This is a genomic window from Paraburkholderia sp. GAS199 (assembly GCF_050436585.1).
Classification (GTDB): Bacteria; Pseudomonadota; Gammaproteobacteria; order Burkholderiales; family Burkholderiaceae; genus Paraburkholderia.
Genome location: NZ_JBNDMM010000001.1, coordinates 452,510 through 464,813, shown reverse-complemented (window position 1 = coordinate 464,813; position 12,304 = coordinate 452,510). Strand labels below are relative to the sequence as shown.

Annotated in this window: 12 protein-coding genes and 1 pseudogene; 4 read left to right on the top strand and 9 right to left on the bottom strand. The window is 54.4% G+C overall.

The annotated features are described in order from the left end of the window. Positions 1–29 precede the first annotated feature (29 nt). Entirely contained in the window at positions 30–680 is a 651-nt protein-coding gene (locus tag P3T18_RS01965) for a TetR/AcrR family transcriptional regulator (RefSeq protein WP_429298225.1), read from the top strand. Between the two features lie 429 nt (positions 681–1,109). Here P3T18_RS01965 and P3T18_RS01960 read toward each other — a convergent pair whose 3' ends face one another. Next, on the bottom strand, positions 1,110–1,802 hold the full coding sequence (locus tag P3T18_RS01960) for a cysteine hydrolase family protein (protein WP_429298224.1): 693 nt from the start codon (positions 1,800–1,802) through the stop codon (positions 1,110–1,112). 186 nt (positions 1,803–1,988) lie between these two features. Between P3T18_RS01960 and P3T18_RS01955 the strand changes: the two genes are divergently transcribed. After that, positions 1,989–2,162: a hypothetical protein gene (locus P3T18_RS01955; protein WP_429298223.1), complete on the top strand. Its 174-nt coding sequence runs from the start codon at positions 1,989–1,991 to the stop codon at positions 2,160–2,162. A 469-nt stretch (positions 2,163–2,631) separates the two neighbouring features. Beyond that, a complete protein-coding gene (locus tag P3T18_RS01950) occupies positions 2,632–2,835 on the top strand; it encodes a hypothetical protein (protein WP_429298222.1) in 204 nt (67 codons plus the stop codon). Between the two features lie 99 nt (positions 2,836–2,934). Here P3T18_RS01950 and P3T18_RS01945 read toward each other — a convergent pair whose 3' ends face one another. From P3T18_RS01945 to P3T18_RS01915, 7 genes and pseudogenes are all read right to left on the bottom strand, one after another. Continuing rightward, on the bottom strand, positions 2,935–3,555 hold the full coding sequence (locus tag P3T18_RS01945) for a TetR/AcrR family transcriptional regulator (RefSeq protein ID WP_429298221.1): 621 nt from the start codon (positions 3,553–3,555) through the stop codon (positions 2,935–2,937). Positions 3,556–3,672: 117 nt separating this feature from the next. Next, positions 3,673–4,887: an MFS transporter gene (locus P3T18_RS01940; protein ID WP_429298220.1), complete on the bottom strand. Its 1,215-nt coding sequence runs from the start codon at positions 4,885–4,887 to the stop codon at positions 3,673–3,675. Between the two features lie 186 nt (positions 4,888–5,073). Next, positions 5,074–5,814 carry a 3-oxoacyl-ACP reductase family protein gene (locus P3T18_RS01935; protein ID WP_429299021.1) on the bottom strand — a complete coding sequence of 247 codons (741 nt, stop codon included), beginning with the start codon at positions 5,812–5,814 and terminating at the stop codon, positions 5,074–5,076. Positions 5,815–5,853: 39 nt separating this feature from the next. Further along, positions 5,854–6,558 (bottom strand): isochorismatase family protein, encoded by a 705-nt coding sequence (locus P3T18_RS01930; protein WP_429298219.1) that lies wholly within the window; start codon positions 6,556–6,558, stop codon positions 5,854–5,856. Positions 6,559–7,270: 712 nt separating this feature from the next. Next, positions 7,271–8,470 carry an MFS transporter gene (locus P3T18_RS01925; protein ID WP_429298218.1) on the bottom strand — a complete coding sequence of 400 codons (1,200 nt, stop codon included), beginning with the start codon at positions 8,468–8,470 and terminating at the stop codon, positions 7,271–7,273. A gap of 214 nt (positions 8,471–8,684) precedes the next feature. Next, positions 8,685–8,942 (bottom strand): hypothetical protein, encoded by a 258-nt coding sequence (locus P3T18_RS01920; RefSeq protein ID WP_429298217.1) that lies wholly within the window; start codon positions 8,940–8,942, stop codon positions 8,685–8,687. 283 nt (positions 8,943–9,225) lie between these two features. Further along, positions 9,226–9,999: pseudogene (locus tag P3T18_RS01915) on the bottom strand (MlaA family lipoprotein); the annotation flags it as partial. A gap of 504 nt (positions 10,000–10,503) precedes the next feature. Between P3T18_RS01915 and P3T18_RS01910 the strand changes: the two are divergent. Beyond that, complete coding sequence (locus tag P3T18_RS01910) at positions 10,504–11,070, top strand: acyloxyacyl hydrolase (protein WP_429298216.1); 567 nt, start codon at positions 10,504–10,506, stop codon at positions 11,068–11,070. Positions 11,071–11,146: 76 nt separating this feature from the next. Here the strand turns inward: P3T18_RS01910 and P3T18_RS01905 are convergent, their stop codons facing one another. Continuing rightward, entirely contained in the window at positions 11,147–12,121 is a 975-nt protein-coding gene (locus tag P3T18_RS01905) for a LysR family transcriptional regulator (RefSeq protein WP_429298215.1), read from the bottom strand. Positions 12,122–12,304 lie beyond the last annotated feature (183 nt).

Genomic DNA, 12,304 nt, shown 5'->3' with positions numbered 1-12,304 from the left:
GAGTTGCGAATGCAGTGAGGAGTAACGGTATGAAAAAGTCGAAGGCTGAGACGGCTGCGACGCGTCAACGGATTGTTCAGGCCGCTGCGCAGGCGTTTAGAAATAACGGAATTCACGCTACTGGCGTTGCCGAGATCATGTCTGCGGCCGGCTTGACGCCTGGCGGTTTCTATCGCCATTTTTCGTCCAAGGATCATCTGGTGGCCGAAGCTTGCGCGGCCGGAATGGAATCCACCCTTGACGCGATCGATGCATCGGCCAATGCGGGCGAGCGTGCCTTTATCGAACATTTCCAAGCCTACCTTTCGGATAAAAATCGCAGAGACTGTCTGGGCGAGTGCCCTCTTATCGCGATGGGGAGCGAGCTTGCCCGGGCTGACACGGAGACACGGCGAGCCGCAACGAACGGATATCGCGAGATCATCACCAGCATGGCCGAGAAGGGCGCAACCGACGACGGCGCCGCCATGTTCGCTTTTTCGGCGTTACTCGGCGCGCTGACCATGTCGCGGATCGTCGACGATCCAGCGCTGTCGAGCCAGATACTTGCCGAGACCAAGGAGCGCATCACCGGGCATTGGCTCAAGCCGATCGAAGCAGGACCCGCGATCCAGCGTCGAGGAGACGATGTTGCAGATGATGTGTTCATCGGTAGCCTGCCAGATCGTGTCGACTCTTAAATTGGCCAGATTCAATCCACGGGAATCACGCTTATCGCACGTTGTGTTCACGTCCATGCCGTTGGGTTTGGCGATCAGCATGTGGCGTGCGCATTCATGTTTCGAGGTGGAACGTGGTCCGTCCGAACTCCTTTGACCAGAAGGCTGAATTTCTTTAATCGCGTTAGCTAAAGATGATCGAGACGTCGCTGCCCTGGTGACTGGTCAATGGAGATTGAGCAAGGCTGAAGCCTTCGCCAGCTCTCAGGAGGACGGCGGCCGTCGATCGCTCTCCACGCGCTGACAATGACTTCAGTTCATTGGGCTTAACGTTGCAGAGCGATTGAGTCAAGCCGATAAGGACGAAGGAGGTGTGACGGCTTCCATACGCGCATGCCATGTCAATCGGTTCGCAGCAACACACCTCTTTTCAGCCTCACAAATCGCCCGTCAGGAAGCGATTGCCTTCATTCGGCCAATTGCCTCTTCCGTCGTCCACACCGCATTAGCCATGTAGCGGTAATTGACCATCGCGGCGAGGTAGGCATCGCCTTCTTCATTGCATCCGCCTGCGACGGCATCTCGAACCATGGCCACTTCAAATCCTTCTTCAATAATGTCGCGCATGTGCCCTTCAAGGCAGATGTTCGCTACCGGACCTGCCATGATGACCTTCTCGATACGTCGCATCCGCAATTGCTTGATGACATCATTGGTGCGAGCGGAAGCACCTTTGTGCGGCGACGTGTTGGCAGTCTTTCCGTCTTGCAGATATTTTTTGAAGCGTTCCGGATAATCTGCGCCGGAACCATGAAAGCCTTCCAGATCGACGGGGTCTTTGCGGCCGACAAAGCTCACTTGCGTGGCGAGATAGTCCGAGATAGCGCCGCCTGGCGCGACCCATTGCATGTCGGTCGGGTAGTAATAGTGTGGCGAATGAATAACCGGTAAGCCGATTTCTTTGGCGCAACGCAAAAGGTCCTCAAGGTGGTCTGCTACCTTGTTTGCTTTAAGGCTTTCCTCGATCATCGGATAGTAGCTGCCGCTTTCCGACAGGAACTCGTTTTGCATGTCAGCGAGGAACAGGGCCGTATGATCTCTGTCCAGCGTCATCTCGGGATTGCGGTGGGTGAACGTGAACATTTTCCAAACTCCTTAAAAGGATTGCGAGATCCACCTGGTGTTGCCGACAGTTCTTACGGTCTGCGCCCAGCTCAAAGCGGTTTGCGATCAGGGCGCCGTCCTACTTCTCTCAAGCCTTGAAAGCAGATCGCCTGAAAGGTTTGCACGGGACGGCAAGTTGGCGCAAAGTCTGATGGCTAAAACCCCTTGCTCGCCCCCGACACCGCGCTGCATCCACTTCGATTCATCATGCTTAATCAAGACTGGAAGGTGCGCACATGCGCTGGAGTAGATGGCGAGGATTACGCCACACTGCTGGACTGGTCGCAATTGGACGAAGGTATTGTTTTGGGAGATTTAAAAATGAAGCGTCAAATTTGACGTTAAATGCGTCAAAAAAACGAGCCAATTAGGTTCGCGCTAAATCTTTGAAGGGAGCGTTTCCGCCGCAGTATGGCCATGACGGAAGAAGTCGGCAGTGCGCATGTCCGCAGGGGTGGCGATCGATCCAGACGGCGCAGGATTGCGTATCCTTGTTTTGATTAAATCTGACGCTTCGAAGATCAATCAGCGCTTATAGATTCAGGTCATAATCCTAATATTTTGTGTTTTCCGCTTATTTTTTGGCGATCTTGTGCGCGTTTCTTGCAAGCCTGATATCGTAGGAATTCACAAGATCAACGTGGAGGTCGACATGCGTAGAAATAGTGAACTTCTTAAAACGATACTTCTGTTCATGGAGAGTCACAAAAACCCGACCCAATGCTGCAAAGACATTGAAATCGGGGTTGGCGGGAAGGTCGAGCATAGCTGGCCGGAGGTCAGACTCCACCTTGCTTTGCTGAAAGACATGGGACTAGTGACCGAATGCACCACACCCGCCGAATACCGGTTGACCAGCGCAGGCTACGACGTGGTCGAAAGTGCGGATCCGGTGGAACAGATGAAGGGCTGGGCGAAGTTGCCCACCGGTGAGAATACGCCAATGGCGCCGTCGTTTTCGTCGTCGCGTCATCCGCTGCCGCCGGCCTTGCGGAGTCAGCGGCTCACGTGAGGTAGCGTGACGTCATGACGATTGTGCAGGTTCAAGTTGCGCCTTGACGGCGCAACTGCAAAGCTCATGTCCGCTTGAAAGCAAGCCTTTGTATTGTTCCTACGCCGATTCTTTGACCGGACGTGGTGCCGTACGCTTAGGCTTCTTTTGCGTCGTGTCTGGTTGGCGTGCCAAACGTTGCCTGGTTACGTCGAGGATATGTTCAGACAACGGGGCGTCATTTATCAGGCGCGAAAGCGTAATAGCGCCGAGCAGCGCTGACATGGTGAAAATTGTGTCCGCCTCTGCTTCGGCGCTGCCGTCGGTGAACGTTAGCGCCAGGTCGAGCAATTTAGCTAAACCATCGGATACGCCCTGGCGTATCGGTGCGTCTGCAAGCGCCAATTCCCCGCCTGTCTGGACAACCGGGCACCCGCCCATTTCCTTGTCACGGTACTCGGTCGACAGATAGTCTTGCAGATATTTGACGAACGTATCGGGTCCAGACGCTGCTGCCGCTTTGGCTGCCTCGACGAAGACATCCAAACTGGTAGAACTCGCCTCGGCAATGAGTTCGTCTTTCGACTCAAAATGTCTGTAGAAAGCGCTGTGTGTGAGACCGGCCGCGGCCATGATTTCGCCGACACCGGTCGCACCAATTCCATGTTTCTTGAACATTTGCGCTGCTACTTCAACAATATGTTTGCGCGTCTCAAGCTTTTCGGCTTTGGACTTTCTCACCGTGGTACTCCTTTCGGGCAAATCGGTCAGCCCAACATCGTTACATTCTATCTCAATTTAGGAAACGTTACTATACTAAATGCGTTTGCGCGGACATAAGCGGCCCCACGTGTTCTTTCAGCGGGATGATTTTTGGGCCACACCCTTCGCGGCGTCCAGGCGGCCAACGAAGAGCACCGTGGCAATCGCAAGTGCGAAAATCGCGGAGCCGGCCCACATGGAGGCGTGCAGGTTGATGTGATCAACGACCAGTCCGCCAACTAGCGATCCGAGGCTGATCGATAGCTGGAATATCGACGTGTTCATACTCTGTGCAGCTTCAGGCGCGTGCTTCGTCTCCTCGAATAACCACAGCTGCGTGCCAACAGGCGCCATCCCCCAGGACAGGGCCCACGCGAGAAGACTGACGATGGCAACAACCGGCTGATGTGGGATCGCAGCTAAAGCGATCAGCGAACCGAGAAACAGGATGACATTGCCGTAAACCGTCTTGTGGAGATTGCGGCCGGCAAGTGCTCCGCCAAGGAAGTTGCCAAACACGGCGAGAACGCCGTACGCGAGGAGAAGTACTGTGATGGTGTTCGGCTGAAACCTCGCGAGCTGCTGCAGGTAAGGCGCAACAAAGGTATAGCCGGCGAATTGTCCCGACACGATGAAAATGATCGTGACGTATATGGCGACCACTTTTTTCGACTTGAGCAGGCTAAGAAAATCAGCGGCGGTCGTGCCTCGGTCCATCGCGATCTTCGGCAACGTGAATACTTGCAGAGCAAATACAATCGTTGCGAGGACGCTAGCCACGATGAACGCCACTCGCCAGTCGTAATGCGCTGAGATGTACGAACCCATCGGTACGCTAACGACAGAGGCGACGGATATACCCGAGAAAACTAGCGACGATGCTTTCGCTACCTGATGCTCGGGAACGAGTCGAGCGGCAGCCGTGATGGATATCGACCAGAATCCCCCTACGCCGATGCCAAGAATTAGTCTTGCAATCACCAGAACAGCAAAATCAGGTGCTACTGCGGATGTTATTCCCGAGAGAATCACCAGCGCAGTCAGTGCGAGAAGGACCAGCCGTCGATCAATTTTCCCCACGAGTAAGGCAGTCAGCGGGGCCGCGATAAAGCCAAGAACGGCTGTTGCAGTAACCGTCAGGCCCGCTGCGCCTTCAGAAATGCCGAAACCTTTAACAATGCCGGGCAGCAGTCCCACGGGCAAAAATTCGGTTACCACCAGTGCAAAAGCGCCCAACGCAATGGCCCATACACCCAGCCATGATGATGTGGACGAGGCTGCGTGGCGGCGATAAGTCATCGGTGTTGACATGATTGATTCCGTGTTGTTGTTGAATTCTGCGCGGCCTATAGACACACACACTTCAAGGAAACTGCTGATCCAGGGTGCTTTCGGAGCCCGGGAAATGACGGGCCCCGCGGTGGGCGAGGCGAGTTCCGGCTCGCCCCTTCTGGATTCGCGTCGTATTCGCGAATTGCTTGCGGGAAAGAAGCGTGTCTACGCTGTCAACCCACCATCGACTGTGAGTTCTGTGCCATTGATATATCGGGCTTCACTGCTTGCCAGGAATGCAACTGCGTTCGCGATGTCATCGCCGGTTCCATACTGGCCGCCAGGAATCAATGGCTTGGTGATGGCCGCGAAGTCGCCGGCGGCAGGGTTCATGTCCGTGTCGATGGCACCCGGTTGAACCAGATTGGCGGTGATTTCGCGCTCTCCCAGTTCGCGCGCAAGCCCCTTGGTGAGCGAAATGAGTGCCGATTTCGTCATCGAATACACCGACAGACCTGGCCAGTAGACGTTATTCGCAAAGAAGCTGCCGATCGTAATGATTCGGCCACCCTTGCCGAGATGCGGGATCGCTGCCTGGCTGGCAGCCAGAACACCTCGAACATTGACACCAAGTTGCGCGTCGATATCTTCCTGTGACATTGTTTCCAAAGACGCAACCCGGATGATGCCGGCATTGTTCACGAGGATATCGAGTCCGCCGAGAAATGCGGTTGCGTCGGACACTGAGCGCTTGACGTCATCCAACTTCGCACTGTCCGCCTGAATGGCCTTGGCTTTCCGCCCCAACGCCGCCACTTCACGAACCACTTCGTTGGCTTTCTCCGCGCTCTTCTCATAGGTGATCACTACATCGGCACCTTCGCGAGCGAGCTTCAATGCAATAGCAGCGCCGATTCCACGGCTTGCGCCCGTAACGAGTGCGCGTTTTCCATTCAGCAACATGATGTCTACTCCAAATAACTAAAAAGGTGTGTTTCGATTGAGTTAAACCAGTTCTTCCGTGGTGATCGCCTTCATTCGTCTCACGGCGTCTTCCGTCGTCCATACCGCATTGGCGAGATATCGATAGTTGATCATCGCGGCCAGGTAGGCGTCGCCTTCTTCATTCCGGCCGCCGGCGATCGCATCTCGCACCATTGCGACTTCCATTCCTTCTTCGATGATGTCGCGCATGTGCCCCTCAAGGCAGATGTTTCCAACGGGGCCGGCCATGATGACTTTCTCGATACGGCGCATACGCAGTTGCTTGATCAAATCATTGGTACGAGCCGACGCCCCTTTGTGCGGCGAGGTATTAACCGTTTTTCCATCCTGCAGATATTTTTTGTAGCGTTCGGGATAGTCCGCTCCAGAGCCAGCAAAACCTTCGAGATCGACAGGATCTTTTCGGCCGACAAAACTGATTTGCGTTGCAAGGTAATCGGAAATGGCTCCGCCCGGCGCGACCCATTGCCCATCGGTCGGAAAGTAGTAGTGAGGCGAATGAATGACAGGGAAGCCGTACTCTTTGGCAGCGCGAAGAAGTTGCTCGATGTGATCAGGCACCTTGTTCGCTTTCAGGCTGTGCTCAATCATCGGATAGTAGCTGCCGGTATCGGTCAAGAATTCGTTTTGAATGTCAGCAAGCACCAAAGCCGTGTGGTTCCTGTCCAGGAGCATTTCAGGGTTGCGATGAGTGAACGTGAACATTTTTTGAAGATCCTTATGAATGGGTAGTTAAAAAACTCAAACTTCAAATCGGTAAATCTACAAAGGATGACTAACTAACGACATATATCTGACACAACGATCGGTCATTTGTTGGTTACACCGCAACGCCCCTCGATGGCTCAATTGCGTCAGAAATTACAGAAAACTTTCGAAGCGGCCGTCGTTGATGCGCCATTCTCCGGCGTTCTCGGATTGCAGTCGGTGCCTATGTCTTGCCAGGACGCCTTGGGCAGCTGGTCGTTTAGTGAAGTAATCTGCTCTAAGTGTTAAGTTAAGTTTTCTTTCCTAATTTGTCAAGCGGATTTCTGCACTGGTTTGTTCATGCATCTGGAACAGCAGCCGACACCGGCCACTGGTAAGGGTGGTGGAGCCGCTGGGGCTGGGGTGCCGGCGGTTTGTAAACGGCGCAGAGACGTTGAGGAGAAGTTTGAAATGAATACTGTGGAGAATGCTGGCAATCGCTAAACGGCCATGACCGGCGCTTTCGGCGCGATACAACAGCGCGGCGCCAGTGGGCGCTACAGCGCAGATCAAGTCGCGCTATCGCTACCGCGAGCAGGGAGGGATTTTGTTGATGCGCGAGCGGCGCTCAGGTAATCGAGGGCGATGCTTACTCAAATCGACGGGGCCGACTGGCGATGAAGCGTATGGCCTACGAGCTTTATGCGGCACTAGCGCCAACCGACTTCACTTAGGTATTTTTGGCAGTTGGCGCGACGCGCAGCAGCATGCCGATCGCAGCAAGGACGATAGCAATCGTGAGCCATGCAAATATGATCGTCGCCCGCTCGATTCCTACCGCCTGGGTGACAAACCCCAAGCCGATCACCGGAAGTGACAGTGCAACGAAGAGGACGATGAAGAAGCTGGACGTGACTTCGGCGCGGCGATCTAACGGACTCTTCGCAGCGATCTCGCTCAGACTCGCGCGAAAACTGACCCCTTGTCCTGCGCCCGCCAGAATCACGCCTACAAACAGCGCGATTGGCGAAGACCAGAATACGCATGCCATCACGCCGACCAGGCCAACAATAAGTCCGGCACAGCCAGCAGTCAATCGCAGGCGAAACGACGCGAAGGAGGGTGCCGCCTGTCCCAGCGCAGAGAATGCGAAAAACAGAAAGATGATCGCGCCGATACTCGTCCCGGAGCTGAAACCCAGTTGCGATCGAACCAGTTGTGGCGACACTGCAGTGAAAAATCCCACCACCACAAAGCCGGCAAAACCCGCCAATGCGGCTGGAAAAAAGATTGCGCGAACTTCGACCGGTAATGAGATGCGCTGCGTTCGAAGCTTTTTCCGTTCTGGGAGTGGTGCCGGCTCAGGGATGCTGAGCACACAAAGTGTCACGAGCGCCACGAGCGCGAGGTGGACGGCATAGGAAACTCGTGTCGGCGAAGCGAAGAGATCGGTCAATACGCCGCTGATGAGCGGGCCGAGCCCCAATCCGAGAATATTGGATGCCGTCGCTGCGAGCGTGGCGTGTGGCAGCCATCTGGCCGGTGCGTGCTCGACGATTGCAACTGTCGCCGTGCCCGTAAAAATGCCGGCGGATACACCTGAAAGCACCCGACCCAGCATTAGCGCTCCCAATCCATCTGCAAGCAGGAAGGTTATAGCGGAGGCCGCGGCCGCTGTGAGTCCCGCTAATAACATGCGACGGCGGCCCAGCTGATCAGACCAGTTGCCTGCTATCAGAAGCGCCCCCAATGCGCCTGCCGCATAGCATGCGAAGATCACCGTAATGATCGTCGAACTGAAATCGTACTGCTGCCGATAGAACCTGTAGATGGAAGTAGGAAGCGTCGCGCCGATCATGGTGACCATGAAGGCTGCGGTTACGATGAAAAACGAGCGAGCCGAGCGGAGGGAATCTGGCGTGGATTTCATCGATATTCCTGGAGCGGTTCACTCCAAATGTGATGATGAGCGAACCTGATAATTTCGCTTCATGCTGCTATCCGGGCTTGGTTCAGCCTCTTATGCAATCGTTTCGCGCGATTTAATGTGAGCAACGCGCCGGACTCACTGCTGGGCATACATCTGCGTTCGGATTACCAACGTGTCAAGAGCACGATGAGCGAGTTTTTCGTGCCCCTTTCACTTAGCGATTCAATGCGCTGCTGTGCGCAGCAAGGGTCATGCAGGAAGAAGCGGAGTCATGCTCCAGACAGTCGAAAAACATCGGGACGTCGAAGGTATGCACTACCGCAAATACGCAGATAGCGAGAACTGCGGAGGACGCAAGGCTGATTGCCAGGGGCCGACCCGGAAAGAATTTTGCAGCAAAAAACCGAAGACCACGAACGAGTGCCAACACAACAACAAAGGCAATCAATAAAAACACTGTTCTAGAATCCACGTTTGTCATTCCTTCGTTAGATCGTGCAACCCGCGAGGAGATCGTCGCGTGGCATCGACAACGCGGCCGCAGCCGTCGATGTCGTTCTGGAAAATCCTTCGTGGCTGAATTTTGCCAGAAATTGGTTTGCTTTGAATTTGATGCCACAGCACAAGTGAGCGCTGACGCGGTAGATACGAAAGGCCGCAGCCTTTTCCGTTCGCAAACGGTGTTGCGTGACGGTGAGCGGCGTGCCTCTAGTTGCGACAAAGGTTCTGGTTATAGAGAGCTACGGCTGTGCCGGGGGCAAAGCAGCTGGCTGCACTGACGATGCGCCGGTTGGCGCAGGGCCAGCGGGCTCATCTCCATCGTCATAGTTCGGTACGGTCGAATTCTCGTTAAGCAGAGATTTACGACGCTGCGTGTAGGCATCTCGAACGAACGCATATTTGTCGAGCGCTGCTTCGGAAAGCAGATTGGTGGCACCCAAAAGGTCTGCGCGCGAACTGATAAAATTTGCGCCAAAGAGAGGGACTGTCACGTCCGCAGGCAGGTAAGTTGTCGGCGCGGTGAAATAGGAAAATATCCATTGGCTCGAGTCCCGGACCGAACTAGGTCCGAACAGCGGGAGAACCAGGTAAGGGCCAGCCGAAACCCCGTAGTGACCCAGCGTCAGGCCGAAGTCCTGATGATGCTTGGGCAGTCCCGCCGGCGAAGCCCAGTCCAATAAGCCACCCAGTCCGAAAGTCGAATTGAGCGCGACACGTACAAGATCTTCGGTGGCGTCGGTGAATTTCAGTTGCAGCAGGTCGTTCGCAAAGTTGCCCAGATCGCCAATGTTCGAAAAGAAATTGCTTATTGCAGTGCGGATGGGTTGCGGCGTAACTTTTGTGTACCCGACAGCGACGGGACGTGCGACATATTTGTCGAGGCCGTCGTTGAACGAGAAGATCGCTCGATTCATGGGCTCAAGTGGATCACCCGGTTTGCGGTTCGCCTCAGACGCACACGCGCTCAAACCGATCGCTAACAGCAATACCATCAATGCCTTGATTTGGCGGGCCGCTGCTAGCTTCATGTCAATCCTCTAAGCGACTGCGTTGTTTCTTAGCGTTGGTGCGCGTGAAGCAACGAATAGATTCAGGCCGCGGCGATTCGACAGTCAAGATCACATCATTACTCAACGCAGAAGCCTCGGTGGGCCTTGACATCGCATTGTATGTGGGAAGTTGAAAAATATCTTTCATCGACTTAAACCGTTGATTTAAATCACATCGTGTATTGTCAGTCAAATTCGAATCTCGGGACGATTACAACCGGGCTGAGCCGTACGCGATTCGCAAGGTTCGCCTCAGCGTGAAGGCATAAGCGATATGGCCTCTCTGCCGCGTTCAATTAGGGCGCGCGAAAAAGCAGAAAATTTTCAGCTGGCATAAACTGCACTGCGCCTTTTTTCAACGAAGGCAGACTTCTTGGTAACGGCTGTCGTGGCGAGCAAATCTGGGTTGCTTGCGACGCTGTCGACGCGTCGCACCGACGTTCTGGGTCGATAAAAATAGATCATTCGATTGCTTTGATATTTATGCGAGACTGCAAGAATGTTTTGGCTAGTTCCTTCGTGCGACTGGTCATTTTCGCTTTTAGCGCGATTGCACCCGTTAGCGCCTTAGCATCGGATTTTGGTGTTCAGATCGCCGGTGGCGTCGCTGATCACGACGTACGTAAAGCAGACATCGGCATGGTGTGGGACCCCGGTCTATCCTGGTGGGAGCTTGGAGGTTTCCATTTCACAGTCGTCGGCGAAGCACACGCTGCCTATTGGGATATTCGTGAGAGTGGCGCGGCGCATCCAAATATCTGGGAGTTTGGCCTGACTCCGGTTTTTCGTTTTATAAAAAGCAGTGGATGGATTCGACCTTACATCGAAGCGGGTGTAGGTGTGCGGCTTCTGTCCCATGTTAGAGAAACGAACGATAGAACATTTTCGTCGAGCTTCCAGTTCGCCGACATGGTCGGTGTCGGAGCGGTCTTGGGTGAGCGGCAAAGCTACGCAGTAGGATTCAGATTTCAGCATCTATCGAACGCCGGGATTGAACATCCCAACCCTGGCATCAATTTCAGCGAAGTGTATTTGCAATACAATTTCTAGCCATGCTGTGTCGCCAGTGTTTGGCGAGAGCGTCTCTTGCGCAGGCGTCAAACGGGCATGAGTTGCTGGCGAGCCGCTATAGGTAGGGTATGCGCTCATGTGGTTGGCGCATGTCTTTGGAGAAATCGGTGTCTTCGGTTGCCGCCGTATTTATCCAGGGGCATTCTCTGAACAACTGCGCCGCCCATTCGATAAACACACGGACTCGTCCCACGAGATGCCGATCGGGCGTGTACTGAATTGACACGGGGACTGACGGCGGCCGCCACTGCGGAAGAATTTCCACCAGAAGGCCCTCATCAACGTGATTTTGCACAAGAAACTTAGGCGCCTGAATAATGCCGGCTCCCGCAAGACCACATGTCACGTACGCTTCAATGTCGCTAATCAGTAGCGAGGTTTTCAAGCCGACCTCTTTAGGTACTTTATCGACGATGAAGTTGTGCGCGAGGCTTCGGTCCGTGGAAATCGATCGGTAGTACACCGCCTGATGGCCGTCCAGTTCGTGCAGGTCTTCGGGCTTGCCGTGCCGACTGATGTAGGCAGGGCTGGCAACTGTAAGCACATCGGCGTTGCCCAGGATCGTTCGCATCAGGCCTGGGTCATGAAAATACCCCGAGGATATAGCGCAGTCCACAGCGTGCGCACTTCGACTCATCGGCTTGTCGACAAAATCTATGGTCATGTCGATATCGGGATATCGTTCCTTGAATTCCATGATTCGAGGAGCAACAAGTAAGCGGCCGATCGAGCCAGGCATATTTACACGCAGCGGACCTTGAGGCCCCTTGCCGGTTACTACTAGAGATTCCTCACATTCCTTGAGATCGGAGAGGATGCGAACAGACCGCTCATAGTATTGCGCACCTTCGGGCGTGAGGCTCAACCGGCGAGTCGTGCGATGCATCAGACTCACCTTGAGATGTGCCTCGAGATTCTTGATTATGATCGTCACCGACGCCCGCGGCATGCCCAACGCGTCTGCTGCCCGGGAAAAGCTGTTCATCTCAACAATCTTGATGAAAGTCTGCATTGCCTGAAGCCGATCCATGCGATCCTCAAACGAGACCAGCAGGCAATCGCGAACCGCACTGACCGGCCAGTATTCATTGTGCTATTCAGAAGAGTAGTTCTGGATTATATATGCTTATCAGAATTTACGTCTTTGAGCGGCTGATAATTGCTGAGTGTGAGGTTGTAAGGCCAAGGCGGACGCGGCCTGTGCGATTAGAAT

Coding starts and splice junctions, on each gene's coding strand:
- P3T18_RS01965 (WP_429298225.1), top strand. CDS start 30: ATGAAAAAGTCGAAGGCTGAGACGGCTGCGACGCGTCAACGGATTGTT.
- P3T18_RS01960 (WP_429298224.1), bottom strand. CDS start 1,802: ATGTTCACGTTCACCCACCGCAATCCCGAGATGACGCTGGACAGAGAT.
- P3T18_RS01925 (WP_429298218.1), bottom strand. CDS start 8,470: ATGAAATCCACGCCAGATTCCCTCCGCTCGGCTCGCTCGTTTTTCATC.
- P3T18_RS01940 (WP_429298220.1), bottom strand. CDS start 4,887: ATGTCAACACCGATGACTTATCGCCGCCACGCAGCCTCGTCCACATCA.
- P3T18_RS01950 (WP_429298222.1), top strand. CDS start 2,632: ATGGGACTAGTGACCGAATGCACCACACCCGCCGAATACCGGTTGACC.
- P3T18_RS01905 (WP_429298215.1), bottom strand. CDS start 12,121: ATGGATCGGCTTCAGGCAATGCAGACTTTCATCAAGATTGTTGAGATG.
- P3T18_RS01910 (WP_429298216.1), top strand. CDS start 10,504: ATGCGAGACTGCAAGAATGTTTTGGCTAGTTCCTTCGTGCGACTGGTC.
- P3T18_RS01930 (WP_429298219.1), bottom strand. CDS start 6,558: ATGTTCACGTTCACTCATCGCAACCCTGAAATGCTCCTGGACAGGAAC.